This is a genomic window from Micromonospora sp. NPDC093244, from assembly GCF_040683695.1.
Classification (GTDB): domain Bacteria; phylum Actinomycetota; class Actinomycetes; order Mycobacteriales; family Micromonosporaceae; genus Micromonospora.
Genome location: NZ_JBFBEO010000005.1, coordinates 293,026 through 318,396, shown reverse-complemented (window position 1 = coordinate 318,396; position 25,371 = coordinate 293,026). Strand labels below are relative to the sequence as shown.

Annotated in this window: 23 protein-coding genes; 13 read left to right on the top strand and 10 right to left on the bottom strand. The window is 72.1% G+C overall.

Translation table 11 applies throughout. The features are described 5' to 3' along the window. Nucleotides 1-69 precede the first annotated feature (69 nt). Nucleotides 70-1,032 (top strand): zinc-binding dehydrogenase, encoded by a 963-nt coding sequence (locus tag AB0N27_RS24595; protein ID WP_364374137.1) that lies wholly within the window; start codon nt 70-72, stop codon nt 1,030-1,032. A 122-nt stretch (nt 1,033-1,154) separates the two neighbouring features. Here AB0N27_RS24595 and AB0N27_RS24590 read toward each other — a convergent pair whose 3' ends face one another. The 3 genes from AB0N27_RS24590 to AB0N27_RS24580 all read right to left on the bottom strand — a co-directional run bounded on the left by AB0N27_RS24590 (nt 1,155) and on the right by AB0N27_RS24580 (nt 3,474). Next, nucleotides 1,155-2,123 carry a chlorophyllase gene (locus tag AB0N27_RS24590; protein WP_364374134.1) on the bottom strand — a complete coding sequence of 323 codons (969 nt, stop codon included), beginning with the start codon at nt 2,121-2,123 and terminating at the stop codon, nt 1,155-1,157. Between the two features lie 97 nt (nt 2,124-2,220). Continuing rightward, the gene (locus tag AB0N27_RS24585; RefSeq protein WP_364374131.1) at nt 2,221-2,550 is read right to left on the bottom strand and encodes a hypothetical protein; all 330 of its coding nucleotides are present in this window, start codon (nt 2,548-2,550) and stop codon (nt 2,221-2,223) included. 27 nt (nt 2,551-2,577) lie between these two features. Next, nucleotides 2,578-3,474: an alpha/beta hydrolase gene (locus tag AB0N27_RS24580; protein WP_364374128.1), complete on the bottom strand. Its 897-nt coding sequence runs from the start codon at nt 3,472-3,474 to the stop codon at nt 2,578-2,580. Between the two features lie 156 nt (nt 3,475-3,630). Between AB0N27_RS24580 and AB0N27_RS24575 the strand changes: the two genes are divergently transcribed. Then, on the top strand, nt 3,631-3,804 hold the full coding sequence (locus AB0N27_RS24575; protein ID WP_364374125.1) for a hypothetical protein: 174 nt from the start codon (nt 3,631-3,633) through the stop codon (nt 3,802-3,804). A 1-nt stretch (nt 3,805) separates the two neighbouring features. Here AB0N27_RS24575 and AB0N27_RS24570 read toward each other — a convergent pair whose 3' ends face one another. Continuing rightward, nucleotides 3,806-4,921: an acetate kinase gene (locus tag AB0N27_RS24570; RefSeq protein WP_364374122.1), complete on the bottom strand. Its 1,116-nt coding sequence runs from the start codon at nt 4,919-4,921 to the stop codon at nt 3,806-3,808. Further along, a complete protein-coding gene (gene pta, locus AB0N27_RS24565) occupies nt 4,918-6,987 on the bottom strand; it encodes a phosphate acetyltransferase (RefSeq protein ID WP_364374119.1) in 2,070 nt (689 codons plus the stop codon). Before pta ends, AB0N27_RS24570 begins: the two co-directional genes overlap by 4 nt. Nucleotides 6,988-7,370: 383 nt before the next feature. Here pta and AB0N27_RS24560 point away from each other — a divergent pair, with 383 nt between their 5' ends. Together AB0N27_RS24560 and AB0N27_RS24555 are read left to right on the top strand one after the other, a co-directional pair. Beyond that, nucleotides 7,371-8,024, top strand: coding sequence for a hypothetical protein (locus AB0N27_RS24560; protein ID WP_364374116.1), 654 nt, complete (start codon nt 7,371-7,373; stop codon nt 8,022-8,024). Further along, entirely contained in the window at nt 8,017-10,182 is a 2,166-nt protein-coding gene (locus tag AB0N27_RS24555; protein WP_364374113.1) for a bifunctional polysaccharide deacetylase/glycosyltransferase family 2 protein, read from the top strand. The genes AB0N27_RS24560 and AB0N27_RS24555 overlap by 8 nt, the downstream gene beginning before the upstream one ends. Nucleotides 10,183-10,209: 27 nt before the next feature. Here the strand turns inward: AB0N27_RS24555 and AB0N27_RS24550 are convergent, their stop codons facing one another. Together AB0N27_RS24550 and AB0N27_RS24545 are read right to left on the bottom strand one after the other, a co-directional pair. Further along, complete coding sequence (locus tag AB0N27_RS24550) at nt 10,210-10,389, bottom strand: DUF6104 family protein (RefSeq protein ID WP_357495886.1); 180 nt, start codon at nt 10,387-10,389, stop codon at nt 10,210-10,212. 111 nt (nt 10,390-10,500) lie between these two features. Beyond that, the gene (locus tag AB0N27_RS24545; protein ID WP_364374109.1) at nt 10,501-14,256 is read right to left on the bottom strand and encodes a multifunctional oxoglutarate decarboxylase/oxoglutarate dehydrogenase thiamine pyrophosphate-binding subunit/dihydrolipoyllysine-residue succinyltransferase subunit; all 3,756 of its coding nucleotides are present in this window, start codon (nt 14,254-14,256) and stop codon (nt 10,501-10,503) included. A gap of 255 nt (nt 14,257-14,511) precedes the next feature. Here AB0N27_RS24545 and AB0N27_RS24540 point away from each other — a divergent pair, with 255 nt between their 5' ends. Together AB0N27_RS24540 and AB0N27_RS24535 are read left to right on the top strand one after the other, a co-directional pair. After that, nucleotides 14,512-14,850: a hypothetical protein gene (locus AB0N27_RS24540; RefSeq protein WP_364374106.1), complete on the top strand. Its 339-nt coding sequence runs from the start codon at nt 14,512-14,514 to the stop codon at nt 14,848-14,850. After that, a complete protein-coding gene (locus AB0N27_RS24535; protein WP_364374103.1) occupies nt 14,847-15,251 on the top strand; it encodes a hypothetical protein in 405 nt (134 codons plus the stop codon). Before AB0N27_RS24540 ends, AB0N27_RS24535 begins: the two co-directional genes overlap by 4 nt. Before the next feature lie 50 nt (nt 15,252-15,301). On the opposite strand, the gene AB0N27_RS24530 is transcribed toward AB0N27_RS24535, so the two are convergent. The 3 genes from AB0N27_RS24530 to AB0N27_RS24520 form a co-directional block, all read right to left on the bottom strand. Continuing rightward, a complete protein-coding gene (locus AB0N27_RS24530; protein ID WP_364374100.1) occupies nt 15,302-16,126 on the bottom strand; it encodes an ABC transporter permease in 825 nt (274 codons plus the stop codon). After that, nucleotides 16,123-17,058 (bottom strand): ABC transporter ATP-binding protein, encoded by a 936-nt coding sequence (locus tag AB0N27_RS24525; RefSeq protein ID WP_364374097.1) that lies wholly within the window; start codon nt 17,056-17,058, stop codon nt 16,123-16,125. The genes AB0N27_RS24530 and AB0N27_RS24525 overlap by 4 nt, the downstream gene beginning before the upstream one ends. Nucleotides 17,059-17,199: 141 nt before the next feature. Continuing rightward, complete coding sequence (locus tag AB0N27_RS24520; protein WP_364374094.1) at nt 17,200-17,847, bottom strand: hypothetical protein; 648 nt, start codon at nt 17,845-17,847, stop codon at nt 17,200-17,202. A gap of 151 nt (nt 17,848-17,998) precedes the next feature. Here AB0N27_RS24520 and AB0N27_RS24515 point away from each other — a divergent pair, with 151 nt between their 5' ends. From AB0N27_RS24515 to AB0N27_RS24485, 7 genes are all read left to right on the top strand, one after another. Continuing rightward, nucleotides 17,999-18,763, top strand: coding sequence for a GNAT family N-acyltransferase (locus tag AB0N27_RS24515; protein WP_364374091.1), 765 nt, complete (start codon nt 17,999-18,001; stop codon nt 18,761-18,763). Further along, nucleotides 18,760-19,686, top strand: coding sequence for a lysophospholipid acyltransferase family protein (locus AB0N27_RS24510; RefSeq protein ID WP_364374088.1), 927 nt, complete (start codon nt 18,760-18,762; stop codon nt 19,684-19,686). The genes AB0N27_RS24515 and AB0N27_RS24510 overlap by 4 nt, the downstream gene beginning before the upstream one ends. 149 nt (nt 19,687-19,835) lie before the next feature. Further along, the gene (locus tag AB0N27_RS24505; protein WP_364374085.1) at nt 19,836-20,660 is read left to right on the top strand and encodes a DUF4097 family beta strand repeat-containing protein; all 825 of its coding nucleotides are present in this window, start codon (nt 19,836-19,838) and stop codon (nt 20,658-20,660) included. Beyond that, nucleotides 20,657-21,268 carry a PadR family transcriptional regulator gene (locus AB0N27_RS24500; protein ID WP_364374082.1) on the top strand — a complete coding sequence of 204 codons (612 nt, stop codon included), beginning with the start codon at nt 20,657-20,659 and terminating at the stop codon, nt 21,266-21,268. Before AB0N27_RS24505 ends, AB0N27_RS24500 begins: the two co-directional genes overlap by 4 nt. Before the next feature lie 80 nt (nt 21,269-21,348). Continuing rightward, nucleotides 21,349-22,050, top strand: a complete 702-nt coding sequence (locus AB0N27_RS24495) for a response regulator transcription factor (RefSeq protein WP_184178241.1) — start codon at nt 21,349-21,351, stop codon at nt 22,048-22,050. Continuing rightward, entirely contained in the window at nt 22,047-23,603 is a 1,557-nt protein-coding gene (locus tag AB0N27_RS24490) for a HAMP domain-containing sensor histidine kinase (protein WP_364374077.1), read from the top strand. Before AB0N27_RS24495 ends, AB0N27_RS24490 begins: the two co-directional genes overlap by 4 nt. Nucleotides 23,604-23,665: 62 nt before the next feature. Then, nucleotides 23,666-25,216 (top strand): trypsin-like peptidase domain-containing protein, encoded by a 1,551-nt coding sequence (locus AB0N27_RS24485; protein ID WP_364374074.1) that lies wholly within the window; start codon nt 23,666-23,668, stop codon nt 25,214-25,216. The last annotated feature ends 155 nt before the right edge of the window (nt 25,217-25,371 follow it).

The following is a 25,371-nucleotide window of genomic DNA, read 5'->3' as shown; positions in this document are numbered from 1 at the left end:
GCTCGGGCGCAGCATGCGCCGCCGGCCTGTGCGTACGGGCCCTTCTTAACGAGCGCTCAGCTTGTTACCGTGCTGATCATGCGTGCTGCCTTCGCCTCCCGCCTCGACGACTCCGACCCACTGTCCGCGTTGACTGTGGGTGAGCGGCCCGAGCCGACCCTCCCGGAAGACGACTGGGTGACGGTGCAGGTCCGGGCCAGCTCGCTCAACCACCACGACCTGTGGTCACTGCGCGGGGTGGGGCTGACCGAGGCGCAGCTGCCGATGATCCTCGGCTGCGACGCGGTCGCCGTGGGCCCCGAGGGCAACGAGGTGGTCGTCTACCCGGTGGTGGTCACCCCGGGTGACCCGCGCGGGGTGTCCATCCTCTCCGAGCACTTCGCCGGGACGCTCGCCGAGCGGGTGGCCGTACCCCGGTCGAACCTGGTCCCGTTGCCCGACGGCCTGGCGGCGACCGACGCGGCGTGCCTGCCCACGGCCTGGCTCACCGCGTGGCGGATGCTGACCACCAAGGGCCGCGTCGAGGACGCCGACAGCGTGCTCGTGCAGGGCGCGGGCGGCGGCGTCGCCACCGCGGCCGTCGCGCTCGCCGTCGCCATGGGCAAGCGGGTGTACGCGACGAGCCGCGATGCCGCCAAGCGGGAACGGATCGCCGCGCTCGGCGCCACAGCCGTGGAACCCGGTGCCCGGCTGCCCGAACGGGTCGACGTGGTTATCGAGACGGTCGGCGCGGCGACCTTCGACCACTCGCTGAAGTCGGCCGCGCCGATGGCCCGGATCGTGGTGTCCGGCGCGACCGCCGGTCACGAGCCGACAGTCAACCTGCGTCGGGTGTTCGCGATGCAGCTGGAGATCCTGGGGACCTCGATGGGCACCCCGGGCGAGCTGTACGAGCTGCTGGCGTTCTGCGCGGACAACGCGGTACGCCCCGTTGTCGACAGCGTGGTCCCGTTCAGCCAGGTCGAGAAGGCCTTCGCCCGCCTGCACTCCGGCGACACCTTCGGCAAGGTCGTCGTCGACCACACCGCCTGACGAGCCGCCCCACCCACACAACCCCGCCGATCTTGCACTTTCGGTTGGTGATTTGCCGACGACATCCCTTATGTCGCGACGGTAAGTGCAAGATCGCGCAGGAGAGAGGGGCGCGGGCGCTCTCAGAGGTGGTTGTCGAAGGTGGCGATGTCGCCGCGCGTCGCGTCGGTGGAGATGCGCTCCTTCGCCGCCGCGTCGCCGTACAGCGACCAGCGGAGGAAGTCCACAGTCGTGTCCGAGACGACCCGCAGCGTCGCGCCGTCGCCGAGCAGCGCCCGCCCGTGGTCGCCCTTCGGCAGGCTCAGCATCGCCTTGGGCCAGGGCACCTTGTCGTAGGCGGCCTTGCCGGCCGCGTACTCGACCACCTCGTCCAGCTCGCCGTGCACGAAGAGCTGCGGGGCGGCCGCGCCGGCGAACGCGGTGCCCACGCCGAGCGCCGTGCCGGCGAACACCACGCCCGCGTCCAGCCGTTCGTCCCGGCCGGCGGTGAACAGGCCGATGGTGGTCACCCCACCAGCCGAGTGCCCGGCGGCTGCCACCCGTTCGGCGTCCAACCTGCCGCGCAGCGCGTCGCCGGCCTTGCCGTCGAGCGCCAGCACCTGCGTCAGCGCGTACGACACGTCTGCCGGTTGGTTGAGCACGTCAAGGATGTTGTTGTCGCCGCCCCCGGAGGTCTTCGGGAACGTCGGCGCGGCCACGACGAACCCCGCAGCCGCCCAGCGGGTCAGCAGCGTCGCGTAGTCGTCCGGCCGTCCGCCCAGGCCGTGGCTGAACATCACCACCGGGAACCGGCCCTCGGCCGCCGCCGCCGACCGCTTCGCGGCGCCACCGGCCTGCCCGGCCGCCGGATACCAGAGTGTCGTCGGCAGCGCACGGCCGTCCCGGTTCAGCTTCAGCTGGCGTACGCCCACCGCGAAGGCGCGCTGCGGGGCCTTCCCGGCGGGGACCTGCGGCGTCGGCGTGGCGGCGGCCTTCGGCTCGGCGGGTGGTGCCTGCTCGCTCCGACCCGGGCGGGCATCCGCCGAGCAGGCGACCAGGCCGGCCAGCAGCACGGTGCTGGCCATCAGTGCGGGGGTGACGCGACGTGACATGAATCCAATTGTGCCCTGCCCGACGGACCTGCCCCGCGGGCTTCGACGCGCTGTGGCCACCCGATCACGCGCCGCTGCGTACCCGCGTCAGGTGCCCTCAGGCCGCGGCGCCCACCGTCGGTCGGCCGGCGGCGTCGCGACCCAGGTACGCGACGCTGACCTCCACGTCGGCGGCGAACAGGTCGAGCTGCGAAAGCACGGGCGTTCGCGGGTCGGGAAGCCAGCCCCGGGCCAGCAGCAGGTCGGCCAGCCGGTCCGCGTCGTCGCGCCAGCAGTACCAGTCGACGTCGAGGTGCGGGCGGGTCACCGTGCCGAGCTGGAAGTCCATCGCCCAGCCGCCGCGCAGCCAAACCGGGATGCCGGTCGCCCCGGCCACCGCGACCATCTCGGCGATGCTCGCCAACTGCCGGCGCGCAAGCTCGTCCACCGAAAGACCGTACCGGTGTCGGCGGGGTCAGTGGGCCGGGCGGGACTCGTAACTGGTCAGGGCGGGGGAGTGGGCGTCGGCGGGGAGGCGGGCACCGGCGGCCCGGTCGCCGTAGAGGGTCCAGCGCAGGAAGTCGGTGGTGGTGGCGAGGACCTGGGCGAAGCCCGGGTGGCCCGGTGTGAGGTACGCGCCGTGGTCCTGACCGAGCAGGCTGAGGAACGCGGCAGGCCCGGGGGTACGCGCGTACGCGGCTCGGCCGACGGTCACCGGCACCACGGAGTCGGCCGTGCCGTGCACGAAGAGCACAGGCGCGGCCGATCCGGCGAAGCTGCCGGGCAGCCCACCCCCGGCGATGACGATTCCGGACCGCAACCGCGCCTGATGCCCCTCGGAGAACATGCCGGAGCTGGTGAAGCCACCCGCCGAGTGCCCGGCGGCGGCGATCGACGTGAGGTCGAGATGCCCGGCGAGCGGGTCGCCGCGCTCGGCGTCGAGGCGGCCCAGGTGCCTGATCAGCCGCCAGGCGTCGGCGGGCTGGTTGCGGACGTCGGCGCGGGTGAAGTGCGCGGCGCCCCGGCGGGTGTGCGGGTACGCGGGTGCGGCCACCACGAAACCGGCTGCCACCCAGCGGGTGGTCAGGCCGGAGTGCAGCTCGGGCAGACTGCCCAGCCCGTGGCTGTAGACCACCACCGGGAACCGCCCGGCCGCGACCCCGTCGGCCGAGGCCGGATACCAGATCGTCACCGGCAGGGGGCGTGCCGAGCGTGGATCGAGGGTGAGCGTACGCACGCCGACGGTGTACGACCCCTCGGGCGCCCGGCGTGACGACACCGGTCCGGTGGACCCGCCGGCCACGGCGCTCGCCGGTGCGCAACCGGCCAGCAGCAACGTCACCAGTGCGGCCGTGAGCCGCCCCGCCCCCATCGTTCCACGGTAGGTGCCCGGGCCGGCTCGGCGACCCCACCGTCCGGACCGGCTGTGCCCGCCACCCGGTCGGGTGGCCTCCGCCGCCCGGGTCGACCCGCCGGGGTGACGTGGGCGGGGGCGGTACGGCGCCACCGGCTTCGCTAGGGTCACCGCATGCCTGAGAACTACACCGACCCCAGCGGCAACACCGAGGCGTTCCGCGCCTTCTCCCAGACGCCGGAGGCGGCCGGCCCGGCGGACGCGCCGTCCCGCCTGCCGCTCATCGTCGGTGCGGCGGTGGTCGTCGTGCTGCTGGTGGCCCTCGTCGCCTGGCTGGCGATGGGCTGAGTCAGCCCGCCCCCACCACGTCCCGGGTCTGCCGGGCGATCTCCCGTTCCTCGTCGGTGCGGATGACGCAGACGCTCACCTCGGCTCCGTCGGGTGAGATCAGCCTGTCGCCCTCGCCGTCGTTGCGGGCCTCGTCGACGGTGATGCCGAACCGGTGCAGGCCGGCAAGCGCGGCCGCCCGCACCGGCGCCGCGTGCTCGCCGACCCCGGCGGTGAAGGCGATCGCGTCGACCCGGCCGAGCAGCGCGTAGTATGCCCCGACGTACTCGGTGATCCGCCGGCAGTACACGTCGAAGGCCAACGCCGCCGCGCGGTCCCCGGCGGCCCGGCGCTGGAGCACCCCGCGCATGTCGTTGACGCCGGTCAGGCCGAGCAGGCCGCTGCGGTGGTTGAGCAGGTCGTCGATGTCGTCGACCGACAGCCCACCCTCCCGGCGCAGGTGGAAGATCACCGTGGGGTCGATGTCGCCGCTGCGGGTGCCCATCACCAGCCCTTCGAGGGGGGACATGCCCATCGAGGTGGCGACGCTGCGTCCGTTGGACACCGCGCAGGCGCTGGCGCCGTTGCCCAGGTGCAGGGTGATGATGTTGAGCGTGTCGTACGGGCGGCCCAGCAGGTCGGCCGCACGGCGGGACACGTACGCGTGCGAGGTGCCGTGGAAGCCGTACCGGCGGATGCCGTACCGCTCGGCGGTGTCCCTGTCGATCGCGTAGGTCGCGGCGGCGTCCGGCAGGGTGTGGTGGAACGCGGTGTCGAAGACGGCGACCTGCGGCACGTCCGGCAGCGCCGCGCGGGTCACCTCGATGCCCGCCAGGTTGACCGGGTTGTGCAGCGGAGCCAGCGAGATCAGGTCCCGGATCGCGGTCAGCACCGCGTCGTCGATCAGCACCGGCTCGGTGAACTTCCGGCCGCCGTGCACCACCCGGTGCCCGACCGCCGTCAGTCCGGTCAGGTCCAGCCCGTCCAGGATCCGCCGGACGGCGTCGGAGTGGTCCGTCGGGCCGCCGTCGGGTTCACCGATGCGTTCGACGGTTCCCTGGTCGAGCACCCGGTCACCGTCGTAGTGGCGCCACTTCACCGACGACGAACCGCAGTTGAGCACCAGCACCCGGCTCACGAGGCCTCCTCGGTGGCTGCCTGGATGGCGGTGATCGCCACCGTGTTCACGATGTCCGGCACTGTCGCGCCCCGGGACAGGTCGTTCACCGGCCGCCGCAGACCCTGCATGACCGGGCCGACGGCGACCGCCCCGGCCGAGCGCTGCACCGCCTTGTACGTGTTGTTGCCCGTGTTCAGGTCCGGGAAGATGAAGACAGTGGCGTGCCCGGCGACGGGGCTGTCGGGCAGCTTCGTTGCCGCCACCGCCGGGTCGATCGCCGCGTCGTACTGGATGGGCCCCTCGACGAGCAGGTCGGGTCGGCGTTCCCGGACCAGCGCGGTGGCCTTGGCGACCTTCTCCACGTCGGCGCCCGCGCCGGAGCTGCCCGTCGAGTACGACAGCATGGCCACCCGGGGTTCGATGCCGAACCGGGCGGCGGTGTCGGCCGACGAGATCGCGATGTCGGCGAGCTGGGCGGCGTCCGGGTCGCGGTTGACGGCGCAGTCGCCGTAGACCAGCACCCGGTCGGCGAGCAGCATGAAGAAGACGCTCGACGCCACCGAGACGTCAGGCACGGTACGGATGATCTCGAACGCGGGGCGGATCGTCGCGGCGGTGGTGTGCGTCGCGCCGGAGACCATGCCGTCGGCTCGCCCGGTGGCCACCATGAGCGTGCCGAAGTAGTTGGGCTGGGCCACGATGTCGTGCGCCAGCTCGGCGGTGACGCCCCGGTGGGCGCGCAGCCGCGCGTACTCGGCGGCGAAGTCGTCCCGCCATTCGCTGGTGACCGGGTCGACGATTGTGGCGTCGCCGAGGTCGATGCCGAGCTCCCGGGTACGCCTGGCGATGTCGTCCGGCCGGCCGAGCAGGGTCAGTTCGGCGACGCCCCGGCGCAGCAGGATCTCCGCCGCCCGCAGGATCCGTTCGTCGGAGCCCTCAGGCAGCACCAGGTGCCGGGGCTTCGAGCGGGCGCGGTCGATCAGGTCGTTCTCGAACATCAGCGGGGTGACCCGCTCGGAGCGGCTGACCCGCAGCCGGCGGGCCAGGTCGTCGGTGTCCACGCAGCGTTCGAACGCACCGAGCGCCGCCTCGACCTTGCGCGGGTTGGTCGCGCTGGGTCGTCCCTCGATCCGGCTCGACGCCTCCACCGTGTCGTAGCTGTCGCTGCGCACCGAGAGCACGGCGACACCGGTGTTGAGCAGCTGCACCAGCCGCATCGCCCGGGGATCCGGATGTTCGCCGAGGGTGAGCACCACGCCGGCAAGTGAGACCTGTCCGGCGACGTGCGCGGCGCTTGCCGCGACCAGCAGGTCGGCGCGGTCACCGGGGGTGATGACCAGCGCCCCCTCGGTCAGGTGGTCGAGCAGGATGGGCACGTGCGCCGCACCGACGACGTAGTCGAGCACGTCCCGGCCGAGCGCGGCGTCGTCGCCGGCGAGCAGGGTGGCGTCGAGCGCCGCCGCCACCTCGGCCACCGTCGGCGCCGAGACCGTCGGGACCTCGGGGATCGCGTACGCGGGGACCGGCAGCTCCGGCAGCGTCATCGGACCTGTCACCCGGTTGGCGATCACCGCGAGCACCGTCGCGCCCAGGTCCGCCAGATCGTGGTACGCCCCACGCGCCGTCGCCGCGATCGCCTCCGGCTGCTGCCCGAAGCCGTCTACCACCGGGACCACCACGCTGCCGAACTCCGTGGCGAGCCGGGCGTTGAAGGCCAGTTCCCGAGGGCCGGCGCCGTCTCCGCCGTCGGCGAAGTCGCTGCCCACCACGACCACGGCCGGGCAGCGTCGCTCGACCGCCCGATACCGCTCGACGATCCGGGAGATCAGCTCCTCCCGGCGTCCCTCGGCGACCATTGCCGCCGCCTCGGCGTACGTCGCGCCGGTCAGCTCGGCCTCGGGCAGGTCGATCCGGTAGCGGTCGTGCAGCAGGGCGAGGATCGGGTCGGGACCGGCGCCGGAGACCAGCGGTCGGAACGCGCCGATCCGTTCGACCTGCCGGGAGAGGAGTTCCGCGAGGCCGAGGGCGATTGTCGACTTGCCGCCGCCGGACCCCACGCTGGTCAGATAGACGCTGCGGGCCACGCACCCACCCTAGAAGATCACCGCCGGGCCCGTCCGGGGTCCAATGGCCCTGTGACGTGTGCCCTCCGCCCGCCGTCCGTCGGGCGTGAGTGGTCCCCGACGACGAAAAACGTGCCGCCTTCGCCTCGCCAGGCTGCCGGGCCGGGTGGTCGAGGTGGCCCGGTCGATGGGTGACGCCCGCCGGTCGCCGGGTCGCGGCCACGATCCGGTCGGTCGACGGCGACTGTCGTTCCCGACCCGGCGCTCACCGGGGGATCCGACGATTGTTCTGCGTGCTCCGTCGGTCACGCTTAGTCATCGAGGCAGGCTGGGGGGTGCGGTCGGCATCTCATCTGCGGGGCGTCACGAGAGTCGAAAAAGTCTCACACCTAGACTCGCCTCCCATGACCGCCCGGCACCTGAGCAGCGACGATGCATCGACCGGGAGGTCGACGTCCGCAGGCATGCCCGACGGCGCTCCGACCGGACCAACCGCATCCGTCGACGAGCCGACAATGGTGATCGGTCCGTCCGACGGACCCACGGCACTGATCGCCGTCGTACCCCAGTCACCGCCGGTCTTCGTCGATCCCAGCGGCCGTCGACGCTCCCGCCTGCGCTGGCTCGCGTACGCCGTAGGCCTGGTGGGTCTGCTCTACACCGGGTTGGTGGCTGTCAGCTTCGCCGGCGGCGTGGTGGACCCGCGCACGGTGCTTCCCTTCGTGGACGAGGTCGAGCAACCCCAGCGGCCCCGGTCGCCGCAGGCCGAGGCGATCACCGTCACCCCCGACCCGTCGACGGTCCCCCGTGCGCCGACTGCCACGGTGGCTCCCAGCGTCGCCCCGGCGGCCCCCCGCTCGGTCGTCCCCAGTCGGTCGCCGAGCCGCACCCCCTCGTCGAGCGGCCGCCCCGCCAGGGCACCCGCCACGCCAACGCCCACACCGCGGCCGACGGTCCCGGCGGCACCGACACCCGCCGGCTCACCGTCGTCCCAGGACCCGCCGCCCTCGCCCGAGGAGACGCTCGTCGGGCCCGACGACCTACCCGCCGATGGCTGAGCCGACGACCGCGGCAGCCCGCCGCCGCCGCGCCGTACCGCCGCCGCGCTGGATCCTGTTCGGCATGGTGCTGGCGGTGCTGGCCGGCGTGCTCCTCGTGAACGCGTACACCAACGCGTCCTTCACCCCCGACCACCAGCGCAACAACGGCGGGCAACGGGAGGTCCCCACCTCGGTGGTGACCGGGGGACCGATCATCAGTGCCAACAGCGAGCAGGTCCGCTCCTACCGGCTGCCGGAGCGGACGATCGCGCTCACCTTCGACGACGGACCCAACCCCGTCTGGACCCCCGAGGTGCTGCGCGTGCTCGACGCCCACCAGGTCAAGGGCACCTTCTTCGTGCTGGGTTCGCAGGTCTCCCGGCACCCGGACCTGGCCCGCAGGCTGGTGGGCGGCGGCCACGAACTCGGCGTGCACACGTTCACCCACCCCGACCTCACCGAGCTGCCCGGATGGCGCCGAGACCTGGAGTACGCCCAGACGCAGCTCGCCCTGGCCGCCGTCACAGGTGTGCGGACCTCGCTGGTCCGGTTCCCCTACTCCTCGCACGCCGACGCGATCGACAACGAGGACTGGCCGGTGCTTACCGCTGCCGGTGACCGGGGCTACCTGACCGTGCTCAACGACACCGACAGTCAGGACTGGGCGCTGCCCGGCGTCGACCGGATCATCGAGAACGCGACCCCGGCCGGCACCTCGGGCGCCATCACCCTCTGGCACGACGCCGGCGGTGACCGCGCACAGACCGTCGCCGCCCTCGACCGGTTCATCCCGATGATGAAGCAACGGGGATACCGCTTCGTCACCGCGACCGAGGGACTGAACCTGGCCTTCTCCGCCGCCGGGGTCGAGCACCGGGTGGAATCCGGCGTGGCCGCCACCTCAGGGGACCGCTGGCGGGGCCGGATGCTGGTCTGGGCGGTCCGGGGCGCCGACCACGTGCTGAGCGTGTTCGGGATCCTCTTCGTGCTCGTCGGCGTGCTCACGGTGGGGCGTACCGCGGTGCTGTTCCTGCTCGCCGGGCGGCACGCCCGCCGCCGCCGGGCCAAGGACTGGACGTGGGGGCCGCCCGTCACCGCGCCGGTGTCGGTGATCGTCCCGGCGTACAACGAGAAGGAGGGCATCGCCGCCACGGTCCGTTCCCTGGCCAGCGGCGACCATCCCGGCGGGATCGAGGTGGTCGTCGTCGACGACGGCTCCACCGACGGGACGGCGGACATCGTCGACGCACTCGGCCTGTCCAACGTCCGGGTGGTCCGCAAGCCCAACGGCGGCAAGCCCAGCGCGTTGAACACAGGCGTCGCGCTGGCCCGCCACGACCTGATCGTCATGGTCGACGGGGACACCGTCCTGGAACCCGACGCCGTCCGCAGGCTCGTGCAGCCCTTCGCCGACCCGCAGGTGGGCGCGGTGGCCGGCAACGTGAAGGTCGGCAACCGGCGCAGCCTGATCGCCAAGTGGCAGCACATCGAGTACGTCATCGGCTTCAACCTGGACCGGCGCCTCTACGAGACGCTCCGCTGCATGTCGACAGTGCCTGGGGCGATCGGCGGCTTCCGGCGGCAGGCTCTGCGCTACGCCGGCGGGATGACCGACGACACCCTCGCCGAGGACACCGACATCACCATGGCCCTGGGCCGCGCCGGCTGGAAGGTGGTCTACGAGGAGACGGCCCGCGCCTGGACCGAGGCGCCGACGAGCCTCGGGCAGCTGTGGAAACAGCGCTACCGGTGGAGCTACGGCACCATGCAGGCGATGTGGAAGCATCGCCGCTCCATGTTCGACAGGGGCGCGTCGGGCCGGTTCACCAGGCGTTGCCTGTTCTTCCTCAGCCTCTTCGGGGTGCTCCTGCCGCTGCTCGCGCCGGTTATCGACCTGCTGGCCCTGTACGGCCTCTTCTTCCTCGACCGGACCGCCACGGCGGTGGCCTGGCTGGTCATGCTCGGCGTGCAGATGGTCACCGCGATCGTGGCGTTCCGGTTGGACCGGGAGAAGCTGGGCGTGCTGTGGGTGCTGCCGCTCCAGCAGTTCGTCTACCGGCAGTTGATGTACCTGGTGATGATCCAGGCGGTGGTCACCGCACTGACGGGCGGCCGGCTGGGCTGGCAGAAACTGCGCCGCACAGGCCTCGAACCGGTCGACTCCCGCACCGGCTGAGCGACCTACCGCACGACGCCGGGTTGTTCAATCCTCGTCGGGGTCGTCCAGGCGGGCAAGGTAGGTGGCCAGGCGCTCGATCGGCGTCTCGAACTCGGGGTTGAGGTCGACGAAGTCGCGCAGGCGCTCGCCCAGCCACTCCAGGGTCACCTGCTCGTCGCCCCGGCGCTCGACCAGCTCCTCGATGCCACGGTCGGTGAAGTACACGGCGTACGTCCTCGTGCTCGGCCCGGCGTGGGTGGCCGGGCGGTTGGACCGACGTGAGCCGGGGCAGGACCGTGGAAACGGCCCTGCCCCGGCTCACGCGGTGCGGTCAGGTCACGGGCGGGGAAGTGCCGCCTCGATCAGCGCGGTCTGCTCGACCTCGTGGGTCTTGGCCGAGCCGACCGCCGGGGCCGCCGCGGCCGGGCGGGAGATCCGCCGCAGCCGGACGTCCGTGAGGTGCTCCAGCAGGTTGAGCGCGACGAACGACCAGGCACCCTGGTTGGCCGGCTCCTCCTGCACCCAGGCGAAGTCCTCCGCGTTCGGGAACTGCGCCAGGGCGGCCCGGATCTCCTCCACCGGCAGCGGGTACAGCTGCTCGATCCGCAGGATCGCGGTGTCGTTGACGCCACGTTCCTGTCGGGCCTGGAACAGGTCGTAGTAGACCTTGCCCGAGCAGAGCAGCACCCGCTTCACCGCCTCCGGCGCCGGCGCGGCCGTGTCGCGCAGCACCGGCTGGAACGTACCTGTGGTGAAGTCCTCCACCGAGGAGACGCAGAGCTTGTGCCGCAGCAGCGACTTCGGCGTGAACACCACGAGCGGCTTGCGCTTGGGCGACAGGGCCTGCCGGCGCAGCAGGTGGAAGTAGTTCGCCGGGGTCGTCGGGATGGACACCCGCATGTTGTCCTCGGCGCACATCTGCAGGAACCGCTCCGGCCGGCCGGACGTGTGGTCCGGGCCCTGGCCCTCGTGGCCGTGCGGCAGCAGCAGGGTGACCGCGGAGCGCTGGCCCCACTTCACCTCGCCTGACGAGATGAACTCGTCGATCACCGACTGGGCGCCGTTGACGAAGTCGCCGAACTGGGCCTCCCAGGCGACGAGCGCGTTGATGTTCTCCACCGAGTAGCCGTACTCGAAGCCCATCGCGGCGTACTCGCTGAGCAGCGAGTCGTGCACGAAGAACCGGGAACGCTCGCCGTCGCCGGTGAGCGACATCAGCGGCAGGTAGTCCTCGCCGGTACGGGAGTCGACAACCGAGGCGTGCCGCTGCACGAACGTGCCGCGACGCGAATCCTGGCCGGCCAGCCGGACGGTCACGCCGTCGTGCAGCAGTGCCCCGAACGCGATGATCTCGCCGTAGCCCCAGTCGATGTTGCCCTCGACGGACATCTTGGCCCGTCTGTCGAGCAACTGCTGGATCCGCTTGTGCGGGGTGAAGCCCTCCGGCAGGTTGGTGTGCGCCTCGCCGATCGCCTTGACGACGGCGGCGTCGGTGGCGGTGTCGACCTGCGGCTCCGGCTCCTCCTCGCGGCGCGGCCGGTTCAGCTGGCGGGGCGAGGCGGCGGCGTCCCGGGTGGCCTTGAAGACCTTCTCCAGCTGCGACTGGTAGTCCCGCAGCAGCTCCTCCGCGTCCTCCACGGTGATGTCGCCGCGACCGATCAGCTCCTCGGTGTAGAGCTTGCGCACCGAGCGCTTCGAGTCAATGATCTTGTACATCTGGGGGTTGGACATCGACGGGTCGTCGCCCTCGTTGTGCCCGCGCCGGCGGTAGCAGACCAGGTCGATCACGACGTCCTTGTTGAACGCCTGCCGGTACTCGAAGGCCAGCCGGGCCACCCGGACCACGGCCTCCGGGTCGTCCCCGTTGACGTGGAAGATCGGCGCCTGGATCATCCGGGCCACGTCGGTGCTGTACAGGCTGGAGCGGCTGTACTCCGGCGCGGTGGTGAAGCCGACCTGGTTGTTGACCACCACGTGCACGGTGCCACCGGTGCGGTAGCCGCGCAGCTGCGAGAGGTTGAGCGTCTCGGCGACCACACCCTGCCCGGCGAACGCGGCGTCACCGTGCACCGACAGCGGCAGCACGGTGTAGCCCTCGAGCTTGAGGTCGATCCGGTCCTGCTTGGCCCGGACGATGCCCTCCAGCACCGGGTCGACGGCCTCCAGGTGCGACGGGTTCGCCACCACCGACACCTTGACGGCGTGCTCGCCGTCCGGGGTGGTGAACTTGCCGTTCTGGCCCAGGTGGTACTTCACGTCGCCGGAGCCCTGCGTCGAGCGCGGGTCCAGGTGACCCTCGAACTCGGAGAAGATCTTCTCGTACGGCTTGCCGACGATGTTGGCCAGCACGTTGAGCCGGCCCCGGTGCGCCATGCCGATGACGACCTCGTCCAGACCGTTCTCGGCGGAGCACTCGAGCACCTCGCCGAGCAGCGGGATCAGCGACTCGCCGCCCTCCAGCGAGAACCGCTTCTGGCCGACGTACTTGGTCTGCAGGAAGGTCTCGAACGCCTCGGCGGCGTTGAGCCGGTTGAGGACGTGCTTCTGCTCGTCGGCGGTCGGCTTCTCGTACTTGCGCTCTATCCGCTCCTGGATCCAGCGCCGCTCCTCCGGGTCCTGGATGTGCATGTACTCGATGCCGACCCGGCGGCAGTACGAGTCGCGCAGAACGCCGAGGATCTCGCGCAGCTTCATCCGCTGGCGGCCGGCGAAGCCGTTCACCGGGAACTCCCGGTCCAGATCCCACAGGGTCAGCCCGTGCTGGAGGACGTCCAGGTCCGGGTGCTTGCGGATGGTGAATTCCAGCGGGTCGGTGTCGGCCATCAGGTGACCGCGCACCCGGTACGCGTGGATCAGCTCGTGCACCCGGGCGGTCTTGTTGATCTGACCCTCGGAGTTGACGGCCACGTCGCGCACCCAGCGCACCGGCTCGTACGGGATGCGCAAGGAGGTGAAGATCTGGTCGTAGAAGCCGTGCTCGCCCAGGATCAGCTCGTGCATCACCTTGAGGAACTCGCCGGACTGCGCGCCCTGGATGATCCGGTGGTCGTACGTGCTGGTCAGCGTGATGACCTTGCTGACCGCCAGCTCGGCGAGGGTGGCCTCGGACATGCCCTGGTAGGGGGCCGGGTACTCCATCGCGCCGACACCGATGATCGCGCTCTGCCCCTGCATGAGCCGCGGCATCGAGTGCACCGTGCCGATGCCACCGGGGTTGGTCAGCGAGATCGTGGTGCCGGAGTAGTCCTCCATGGTCAGCTCGTTGCGCCGCGCCCGACGGACCACGTCCTCGTACGCCTGCCAGAACTGCCGGAAGTCCATCTGCTCGCAGCCCTTGATGGAGGGGACCACCAGGTTGCGGCTGCCGTCCGGCTTGGCCAGGTCGATGGCGATGCCGAGGTTGACGTGCGCCGGGCGGACCACCGCCGGCTTGCCGTTGGCCTCCGCGAAGGAGTTGTTCATCTCCGGGTGCTGCACGAGCGCCCGGACCATCGCGTACCCGACGAGGTGGGTGAAGCTGACCTTGCCACCTCGCCCGCGGGCGAGGTGGTTGTTGATCACGATGCGGTTGTCGACGAGCAGCTTGGCCGGGACCGCGCGGACGCTTGTCGCGGTGGGCACGCTCAGCGAGGCGTCCATGTTCTGGACGATCTTCGCGGCGACACCGCGCAGCGGCGTGGTCTGCGGACCGTCGGCGGTCGGGGCGGCGGCCTTCGCGGCAGGCTTGGCCGGGGCCGCCTTCTCCGGGGCCTTCTCGGCGGCCTTGGCCGGCGCGGCGGCAGGCTTGGCCGGTGCCGGCTGTGCGGCGGCGGGCTTGCCGGCCGGCTGTGCTGCGGCGCTCGGCTGGCTGACCGAGGCGGACGCCTCCGGCTGCCCGTCCGGCTCCGGAGCGGCGGCCGGCTTGCCCGACGCCTCAGCCCCGCGCGGTGTGGCGGCTCCAGGCGCCGGTCGATAGTCGGCGAAGAAGTCGTGCCAGGCCGAATCGACGCTCGTTGGGTCGGCGAGGTAGCGCTGGTACATCTCCTCGACGATCCACTCGTTCGGGCCGAAACCCGCCAGTGGGTTCTCCTGCGAAGTCTGCTGGGTCGACACGGCCGGTAATCGCCTCTTTCACGCGGGTTGTGTGTCACGCGGTGTCCGTCGCGCCCCCGAGTGGGGACTACGGACAGGACGACTCCCAGGCTACGCCGTACGGATCCCGCAGGCATTTCCGCCTCGGTCGGGTGGCCGGTTTCACAGAAGATGCCAGAAGTTCGGCAACCCCTGCGTCCACCGGCGGTGACTGCTATGGCCAACTGAGTACGGGTACCGATGTCCGGGGAGCGGTGGCCCACGAGGATCGGCCGCATGGATCACAACGGGGTACGGGGGCGCTACGGCCGGAGCATGGCGGTGGCGTCCGGTTGGTACGTGACTGTCGGCGCGGCCGTGGCGGTGGGTCTGGCGAGCGTGCCCAGCCCGCCGTCGACGGACTGCTCGGCCTGGTTCAGTTGCCTGTCGCCGGGGGAGTCCCTGGCGCTGATCATGCTGGTGTGGGGTGGGCCGGTGCTCGCCGGGCTGCTCGTCGTGACGGCGCTGGTGTCGGCGCTGCTGGTGCGCCTGGTCCCCTCGGCGGTGCTCGCCGGCACCCTGTCCGCGCTGGTCACCGTCACGATCTGCGCCGCCGTGTACGCGGGGCGCTCGTGAAGCGCCTCGGGCTCGGCGGCCTCTTCTTCGTCTGGCTGTACGGGGTGCCGTTCCTGCTCCTGGTGGGCCTGATCCGGCGAACCGCCAAGCCGTACGCGCCGACCCGGGAGGCGGCGGAGGCGTTCGGCGCGACCACCGACGCTCTGCTGATCGTCGGTCTCCTGCTCAACGCGCTCCCGTTGATCGGCCTGCTCTTCGCCGGGCTGGCCGAGGACGAGGGCTGGCACCGGCACTTCCGCTGGGCGATCGGCGGGATGGTGCTGCTCTACCTGCTTGTCGTCCTCGTCAGCCGGATGGCCACCGGCGTCCTGATCGGCCACACTCCCGCCGACGACGGGCCCGCCCCGGCGATCACGCAGTGCATACCGCGCAGCGGCGGCCACGGCTGCCCGGGCGGCTGACCGACCTGCCGTTGCGGGGTGGCGGCCGTGCCGCCGCCACCCCGGTTCGGTCAGGAGATGTCGCGCCGGCGCATCAGCAGGCTGCCGACCACACCGGTGACCACCGCGTACCCGATCAGCACGGCGGCGCCCGCCCAGCGCGGCGGGTTGCCGGGGATGTCCGCCCCGGTGACCATCAGCGACGAGGCGAGCGACGGCACCAGCAGTTGCAGGTTGTTGATCCAGTCGCCCCACCTGTCGGCCAGGATCGCGATGACGAAGATGGCGCCGATCGAGCCACCCAGGTAGAGCAGGATGCCTGTCACTGTCGCGCCGATCTGGCTGCGGATCAGCACGCCGATGCCGACGCCGAACACCGCCCAGAGCAGGTACGCGAGCAGGTTCAACCCGATGGCCCGCCAGGCCGCGTCGTTGCCCAGTTGCGAGTCCACCCCTACCGCGTTCAGCACCGCCGATCCGGCGACGAGGTTGAGCGCGGTGGTGACCAGCCAGAACAGCAGCGCCAGCACGCCGGCCGCGACCAGCTTGGCGACCATCACCGCGGTGCGGTGCGGGCTGGTGAGGAAGGTCGTGGTGACCGTCTGGTGGAAGAACTCGCTTGTCACCACGATGATGCCGAGCAGCATCACGATCAGCAGGCCGAAGAACTGCCCGGTGGTGAACAGGTTGGACGACAGCGCGTCCGGGCTGGCCGCCGCCTCGAACTGGGCGGCCTGCTCGGCCGTCACCTCGCCGATGTTGTTGCTGGTGAGGGCGTCGGCCTGCAACCAGTTGATGAGCAGGGTGAGCGCCCACAGGGGCAGCGTGATGAGCGCGAAGATCCACCAGGTGTTCGTCGTACGGATCTTGAGCAGCTCGGATCGGACGAGGTTCATCGGATGCCCGCCTTTCCGGCCGTCAGCTCCAGGAAGACCCGTTCCAGGTCGGGCCTTTCGGTGGTCAGTTCGTGCAGCTCCACACCGGCGGCCAGCGCGGCCCGGCCGATCGCCGGGGCGTCCACCCCGCTGACCAGCAGGACGCCGTTCTCGCCGGTGTCGACAGTCGCCGACTGCGCCTTCAGCGCGGTGGTAAGCGCCTCGGCCTGCGGGGTGCGGACCCGCACCTGGGCGCCCTGCGCCATCGACCCGAGCACCTGCTCGACCGGACCCTGCCGGACCAACTGCCCGGCCGCGATGATCACCACGTCGTCGGCGAGCAACTGCATCTCCGACAGCAGGTGGCTGGAGACCAGCACCGTACGGCCCTCGTGGGCGAGGTTCTTGAGGAACCCCCGCATCCACCTGATGCCCTCCGGGTCCAACCCGTTGGCCGGCTCGTCGAGGATCAGCACACGGGGGTCACCGAGCATCGCGGCGGCGATACCGAGCCGCTGCTTCATGCCCAGCGAGTAACCCTTGAACTTGCGCTTCGCCGCCGGGGTCAACCCGACCAGCTCCAGCGCCGCGTCGGCCCGCTCTTTCGGCAGCCCGGCCGCCGCGCAGATCACCCGCAGGTGGTTGATGCCGGTACGACCCTTGTGCGCGCTGGACGCCTCCAGGATCGCGCCGACGTGCCGCAGCGGGTCGGCGAGGTCGGCGTACCGGTGGCCGCTGATGGTGGCCGTACCGGCGGTGGGCGTGACCAGGTTCAGCAGCATCCGCAGCGTGGTGGTCTTGCCGGCGCCGTTCGGGCCGAGGAAGCCGGTCACCCGTCCCGGCGCCACGGTGAAGGACAGGTTGTTCACCGCCCGGACGTTCTTGTACTGCTTCGTCAGACCGGACACCACGATCTGACCGTCGCTGGTGGGGCTTCGCTGCCCGTCAGTCATCGTTCTCCTCCCGTGAGCGGCGTCGAGGTACGCCGTGGCACAGCGTGACGGTACCGAGCAACAAGGTCAATCAGGCTCGGTCCGTACGGCGTGGTCCACCTCGGGGTGGAGGCACTCATCCCCGCGGACGACGGCGAGGGGTCAGCGGGCGATCCAGGTGGCCCGGGCCGCGCCGAGCAGCGTGCCGTCCGGCCCGTACAGGCTTGTGTGCACCGACGCCTTGCGGCCGTCGACGCCGATCAACGCGCCGGTCACCACGCACTCGTCGCCGGGCGCGGGCCGCGCCGTGACCACCGCGGCGATCCGGCCCAGCAGGTACGGGCGGCCCGGCGCGAGCACCGTCCAGCCGCCGGGGCAGTCCAGGGCCGCCCAGACCGTGGCGTCGCCGATCTCGTCGGGTGCGCGGAACGGCGCGGCGGTCCGGCCGTCCGGAAGCCGGCCCGGGAAGATCCGCAGCCCGTCGGCCCGGTCCGGTCCGCAGACGTAGCAGCCGGGAAACGGATGCTCGACCAGGCCGGGATAGCCGGTCGCGGCGAGGCGCGCGGTGTCCAGGTCCACCGGGGGTACGACCGCGTCGACGGTCGCCACCTGTCGTACCTCGGCCACCAGCTCGCCGGCCGGGTCGCGGACCTCGCCGCCGGTGAGGCTCAGTTCGGTGTCCAGCGGCGGTGGCCGGCGCAACGTCACCTCGACCGGTCCGGTGCCGCCGGCCGCGGCGGCGAAGACTCCCGCGCTCCAGCCGCCGTTGCCGGAGCCGGGAGGCCCGTTGTAGCGGGACCCGATGAGCATCGTCGACCTCCGGTGGGGTGTTCCGGCACCGTCGCCGGTTCGTCCCGCAGCCTCGCACGACCACCTGTGGGACGCATCTGCCGGCCGGCGTTCACCCTGCCGACACCGGTGGTGCCCGTGGATGGCAACCCGGGGCACCTACACAGATCCCATGGCCGTTCTGCATGCCGCTGGCGCACCACTGACGACCAGCGGATACACCCTGCTGATCGCCGACGACCCCACCCAGGTCGCGGCCGCGCAACGCCTGCGCCACGAGGTGTTCGCCACCGAGTTGGGCGCCACCCTCAGGCCCGGCGGGGCCGGGTTGGACGTGGACCCCTTCGACGCCCACTGCGACCACCTCATCGTCCGCGAGGACAGCACCGGCGCGGTGGTCGGCACGTACCGGCTGCTGCCGCCCGGACGCATCGACCGGCGGTACGCCGAGGACGAGTTCGACCTCGCCGCGCTCGACCCACTCCGCGACGACCTGGTCGAGGCGGGACGGTCCTGCGTACACCCGGACCACCGTTCGGGCGCGGTCATCAACCTGATGTGGGCCGGCATCACCAGGTACCTGCACCTGCGCGGCTCCCGCTGGCTCGGCGGCTGCGCCTCGGTGCCGGTGGCCGACGGCGGTCGGACGGTCGCCGGGGTGTGGGCGCAGGCGCAGGCCCGACACCTGTCGCCACCGCCGCTGCGGGTCCGCCCGCTGCGCCCCTGGTTCGCCGAGCCGGCCGCCGTCGCCGCCGACCCGGCCGGACGGGTGGTGGTGCCGCCGCTGCTGCGCGGCTACCTGCGGCTCGGCGCGTGGATCTGCGGCGAGCCGTCGTACGACCCGGACTTCGGGTGCGCGGACTTCTACGTGCTCTTCTCGCTGGACCGGATGAACCCGCGCTACCTGCGGCACTTCCTCGGCGGGGTGCAGAGGTGACCGCCGTGTCGCACGACCTGTGGCGGCCCGTTTCCGGGTGTGACGAGGGGTGCCTGCCGACAGCCGGCGAGGTGCCCACCGTGCCCGTGGTCCGCCGGGTTCTCCGGCTGGTCGCGGCGACCGGCATGCTGCTGACCGGTGTGGGCCTGGCGGTGCTGCTGCCCGTACTCCCGGTTCGGGAGCGGCAGGCGGCGGTGCGTGGCTGGGCCCGGGGCACGGCGCGGGCGTTCGGCGTCCGCCTGGTGGTCCGGGGCCGCCTGCCCCGGCGGCGCGCGCTGCTGGTCGCCAACCACGTGTCGTGGCTGGACATCCTCGCCGTGCTGGCGGTGGCGCCGACCCGGATGGTGGCGAAGCGGGAGGTCCGTACCTGGCCCGTGGTCGGCGTGCTGGCCGCCGCGGTGGGCACGGTCTTCGTGGACCGGTCCCGGCCGCGGGAACTGCCGGCCACCGTGCGCCGGCTCGGCGACGCGCTGCGGGCCGGTCGGTCGGTGGCGGTCTTCCCGGAGGGTACGACCTGGTGTGCGGGCGAGGGCGACTGCCGCCCCGGTGGGGGGTTCCGCCCCGCGATGTTCCAGGCGGCGATCGACACGGGCAGTCCGGTGGTGCCGTTGCGGTTGGGCTACCGGTGCGAGGCCACCGGCTCGTCAACCACCGCCGCGGCCTTCCTGGGCGCGGACACCCTGCTGCGTTCGGTGGCCCGGGTGGTGGCCGCACGGGACCTGGTGGTCTCGGTGACGATCGCCGCCGCCCTGCACCCGGCCCGCGACGCCGACCGGCGGTTGCTGGCCCGGGCCGCCGAGTCGGCCGTACACCTGGTGACTGCTACCCCGACGCGGACCCGGCGGCGTCAGAGGCCCACCGCGACCCCTGCCGTCCGCGTGCCGGTACCGGCCGCAGGGAGCGAGCTGGATCTGGCGGCCTGAGGAAGCCGCCACCGCCCGCCGCCCGGGGGCCCGCCACCCGCACCCGCCGCGCGGGGCGGGGCGACACGTGACAGTCTTGTGCTATCGCGATGTATCGCGTTAGTGTCTTTCTCGTCGGGCGCGCGTCGGCGCCGTCGAGGGAGGACGCCATGGCCGGATGGACTGTCGAGAGCCCGCAGCGGCTCACCCTGGAGGGCCCGGTCACCCGACTGGACGTCCGACTGCTGAGCGGACGCCTCAACGTGGTCGCCGCCGACGGCCCGACCCGGGTCGACATCACCCACGTCGCCAGGCGGCCGGTGCTGGTCGACCACTCCGACGGCCGGCTCAGCATCCGCCAGGAACGGGGTCGGAGCTGGTCGGACGCGCTGCGCTGGCTCCGGTCGCTGCACCGCTACCCACGGGTGGACGTCTCCCTCGCCGTGCCCGCCGACGTCCTCGCCGACCTCGGCCTGGGGGCCGGCGCGGTGGTCGTCTCCGGCCTGCGCCGGCAGACCACAGTCGACATCGCCGCCGGTCAGATCACCCTCATGGGCCTGCGGGGCACCACCTCCGCGAAGATCACCTCAGGGCCGGTGGAGGCGCTCGGCGTACGCGGCGACCTCACCCTGGAAACCGTCTCCGGAGAGGTGATCATCGCCGACAGCGCCGCCGACCGGGTACGGGCGCAGACCGTCTCCGGCGCCATCACCTGCGATTTCGACAACCCCCGACGCAGCGAGATCCGGCTCACCACCATCTCCGGCAGCATCACCGTCCGGGTCCGCGAGGACAGCGACCTCGCCGTCCGGCTGAACACCGCCTCCGGTCGGATCACCAGCGGATTCCGGCAGGTGCGGGGCTCGACGTTCCCGCTGCCGAACAGCGAGGGGGTGCTCGGCGACGGCGAAGGTAAACTCTGGGCCTCCGCGACCTCGGGCAGCATCGCCCTGCTCGCCCGAGCGGTCGACGACGAATCCGAGGAGCTGCCGTGACCGCCGTGTTCAGCCACGGACGGCTCCGGCTCTACCTGCTCAAGCTCCTCGACGACGGCCCCAAGCACGGCTACGAGCTGATCCGCCTGCTGGAGGACCGCTTCCTCGGGCTCTACGCGCCAAGCGCCGGCACCATCTACCCCCGCCTGCAACGGCTGGAGGCCGAGGGCCTCGTCAGCCACACCGCGGCCGGCGGCCGCAAGACGTACGACATCACCGACGCCGGTCGTGCCGAGCTGCGCCAGCGGGCCGACGAGCTGACCGCGTTGGAGGCCGACATCGCCGCCTCGGTGGCGGACCTCTCCACCCTGGCCGGCGAGATCCGCAGCGAGGTACGCGGCTCGGTACGCGACCTCAAGCGGGAACTGAGCGAGGCGACCCGGCAGACCCGGCGTACCCGGTGGGACGCGCCCCCGCCGCCGCCCCGGCCGTCGTCGACCGACGGGCCACGCACCGCCCTGCTCGACGAGCTCGACGAGCGGCTGGCCGCGTTCACCGCCGAGGTCGGCCGGCTGGCACGGGCCCGGCAGTTCAGCGACACCCAGCTTCGGACGGCGATCCGTCTGCTCGACGGCGCGCTGGACGGTTTGCGCCGACTTCTGCGCTGAGCGACACGCCGACGGCGACTCACAGGGTTTTTGCAGGAAGCGTCCAGCGCCGGCGCAGTGAGGTCACCCATGATGGGGCCATGCCCGCTACCCAGACCGAGGCGCGACTTCTCGTCGTCGAGGACGACCCCAACATCCTCGAACTCCTCTCCGCGAGCCTGCGGTTCGCGGGCTTCGACGTGGCCACCGCGACAAGCGGCAGCGCGGCCCTGAACGCCGCCAAGGACCACAGGCCCGACCTCGTCGTGCTCGACGTGATGCTGCCCGACCTCGACGGCTTCGAGGTCATCCGGATGCTCCGCGAGGGCGGTACGCGTACCCCGGTGGTCTTCCTGACCGCGCGGGACGCCACCGACGACAAGATCCGTGGGTTGACCCTGGGCGGCGACGACTACGTCACCAAGCCGTTCAGCCTGGAGGAGCTGACCGCCCGGATCCGCGCCGTGCTGCGCCGCACCACCACCGGCGAGCAGACCCCCTCCCGGCTCACCTTCGCCGACCTGGAGTTGGACGAGGAGACCCACGAGGTGCACCGGGCCGGCCAGCGGGTGCAGCTCTCGCCGACCGAGTTCAAGCTGCTGCGGTACCTGATGCTCAACGCCAACCGGGTGCTGTCCAAGGCGCAGATCCTCGACCACGTCTGGAACTACGACTTCCGGGGCGACGACAACATCGTCGAGTCCTACATCTCCTACCTGCGGCGCAAGGTCGACACCACCCAACCCCGGCTGATCCACACCCTCCGCGGCGTGGGATACGTGCTGCGCAAGCCGGCGGCGTGAACCCGGTCCAGCAGGCCAAGGGGCGGGTCCGCAGCGTGCCGCTGCGGGTGAAGCTGGTCACCTCGGTGCTCACGCTTGTCGCCGTGGCTCTGCTGGTGATCAGTTCACTGACCGCCTACTTCCTGCGCAACTACCTCCAGGGCCAGGTGGACGGGCAGATCAGGTCGACCGCCCAGGGCCTCGGTCAGCTGCTCCCGAAGCTGCGCAGCGGGGAGGTCAACGCCATGCTGCCCAGCGACTACGTCGTGTCGCTCGCCGACGAGCGGCAGGTCTACAAGCCGGTCTACGACAAATACAGTCTCGATCCCGAGGAACTGCCCACCTTTGCGACGAGCCGCGACGGCTTCGAGGAGCTGGAGGGGGAGCCGCGGACGGTCCGCTCGCAAGACGGCCTCACCCGGTGGCGGGTCTACTACGCGGCCCAGCCGGACGGGTCGGTGCTGGCCGTGGGCCAGCCGCTGACCGAGGTGGACCGGGCGGTGAAGCAGCTCGTCTGGATAGACCTCCTGGTGGGCGGCGCGGTGCTGATCATGTTGGCGTCGGTCGGCGCGGCGATCGTCCGGACCAGCCTCAAACCGCTGGTCGAGATCGAACGGACCGCCGCCGCGATCGCCGGCGGTGACCTGACCCGCCGGGTTCCCGACCCGGAACAGGGCCAGGAGCATCCCACCTCCGAGCTGGGCCGGCTCTCGCGCGCGCTGAACGCGATGCTCACCCAGATCGAGGCGGCGTTCACAGCCAGAGCCGCCTCGGAGACCGCGGCGCGGTGGGCGGAGAGCGCCGCCCGGGATGCCGCCGCCGCGGCCCAGGCGTCCGAGGCGCGGGCCCGGCGCTCCGAGGAGCGGATGCGGCAGTTCGTGGCCGACGCGTCACACGAGCTGCGGACCCCGCTGACCACCATCCGGGGCTTCGCCGAGCTGTACCGGCAGGGCGCCGCGCGGGCGCCGGAGGAGACGGCGGGCCTGCTCCGCCGAATCGAGGACGAGGCGGCCCGGATGGGCCTGCTGGTGGAGGATCTGCTGCTCCTGGCCCGGCTGGACCGGGAACGGCCACTCTCCCTCGCCCCGGTGGAGCTGCCGGTGCTCGCCTCCGACGCGGTGGACGCCGCCCGGGCGATGGCCCCGGACCGACAGGTCGACCTGGAGATCGAACCCGGGTCGGGACCGCTCGTGGTCCTGGCCGACGACGCGCGGCTGCGTCAGATCATCGGCAATCTGATGACCAACGCGCTCACCCACACCCCGACGGACGCCAGGGTCAGCCTGCGGCTGCGCGCCGAGGAGGGGAACCTCGCCGTGGTGGAGGTGGCCGACACCGGTCAGGGCCTCTCCCCGGAGCAGGCCGAACGGGTCTTCGAGCGGTTCTACCGGGCCGACGCGGCGCGTACCCGCCGGGCCGACGGCAACACCGGCACCGGGCTCGGCTTGGCCATCGTCGCCGCCCTGGTGGCCGCCCACCACGGCTCAGTCGAGGTGGCCGAGACGCCGGGCGGTGGGGCCACCTTCCGGGTCCGGCTGCCCCTGCTGCCCTCCACCGACGACGCCGGCGAGTGACTTTCAGCCAACTTCCAGGACGGTTCCAGCTTGATCGCAGTGCCCGGGGAGAAGGTAGTGGCATGACCGAGTTCGAGTCCGACCCGCAGCGCCGGCCGGCCCCCACCGACGCCGAGCCGTCGCACCCCACCGCCGAGCTGCCGCGCGACGAGCGCGCGCAGTCCGACTCCCCGACCACTCCCGTACCGGTCGTCCCCTCCACCGGTGACGCGGCGACCACCGCCGCGCCTGCCGGCGCCACCGGGCACGACGCGCCGACCACCGCGTACGCCGGCCAGCCGGCCGCCGGGCAGCAGCCGACCGAGTACGAGCCGCTGACCGCGGCCACCCCGTCCGCGCCGCCCTACCCGGTCTCCGGCCACCCGACGCCCGGCCAGTACGGCTACCCGCAGCCGACGGCTCCCGGCGCCCCCTGGTACGCGGGTCAGCAGCAGCAGTCCGGCTGGGCCGGCGGGGGCCAGCCGGGTGCCGCCTACCCGCACCAGCAGCACGCGCACCAGCCGGGTCAGCCGGTCCCGCCGTGGGGTCCGCCTGTCGCACCGCCCGGCAGCGGCCCCCGGCCGAGCCGCATCGCGAAGTTCGCCGGCGCGGGCGTCGCCGTGTTCGCCCTGATGCTCGGCTCGGGCGTGGCCGGCGGGGCGCTCGCGCTCGCCCTCGACGGCGACGGCGGCGGTGTCACCCGCACCTACTCGGCGGCCCCCGTGCTCAACAGCGCGGACCTGCCGAAGATCGCCGCGTCCGTGCAGGACAGCGTCGTCTCGATCACCACCGACAGCGGTGAGGGCTCCGGGGTGGTGCTCAGCACCGACGGGTACGTGCTCACCAACAACCACGTGGTCGCCTCCGCCTCCGGCAACACCGTGCGGGTGGTCTTCGCCGACGGCAAGAACGCCGAGGCGAAGATCGTCGGCACCGACCCGAAGACCGACCTGGCCGTGGTGAAGGCCAACGGGGTGAGCGACCTCAAGGCGGCCAAGTTCGGTGACAGCGACGCCATGCAGGTTGGCGACCAGGTGCTCGCCCTGGGCAGCCCGCTGGGTCTGCAGGGCTCGGTGACCGCGGGCATCCTCAGCGCCCGCGACCGCACCATCCGGGCCGGCGAGGGCCAGCCGGACCCGAGCCAGCAGGGCCAGGCCGTCAGCTCCATCTCCGGCCTGCTCCAGACCGACGCGCCGATCAACCCCGGTAACTCCGGTGGCGCTCTGGTCAACACCCGGGGCGAGGTGATCGGCGTCAACACCGCCATCGCCACCTCCGGGCAGAGCACCGGCAACATCGGCGTCGGGTTCGCCATCCCCAGCAACAAGGCCAAGGACGTCGCGGGCAAGCTCCAGCGCGGCGAGAAGGTCAGCCACCCGTCGCTCGGGGTGGGCGTCAACCAGGCCGAGGGCGGCGGCGCTCTCGTCGCGTCGGTCACCGCGGGCAGCCCCGCCGAGAAGGCCGGCCTCCAGCGGGGCGACGTCGTCACCCGCTTCGGCGAGAAGGCGATAAACGACTCCGACGATCTGGTCGGCGCGGTGCAGGCCGGCAAGGTCGGCGACCGGGTCGAGGTGCAGTACAAGCGAAACGGTGTCGAGAAGACGGCAACCGTGACGCTCGCCGAGACGTCGTAACACCAGAAACCTGCTCCCTCCCTCCGGCGGCGGGTGGCGGGGCCAAGGGGGTTGGCTCCGTCACCCGCCGCTTCCTCTCATCCCGACGGCGGTTCACCCGATCCGGGTGAACCGCCGTCACCCGTGTGCACGGCAGGTTCGCCAGGACGAGCCGA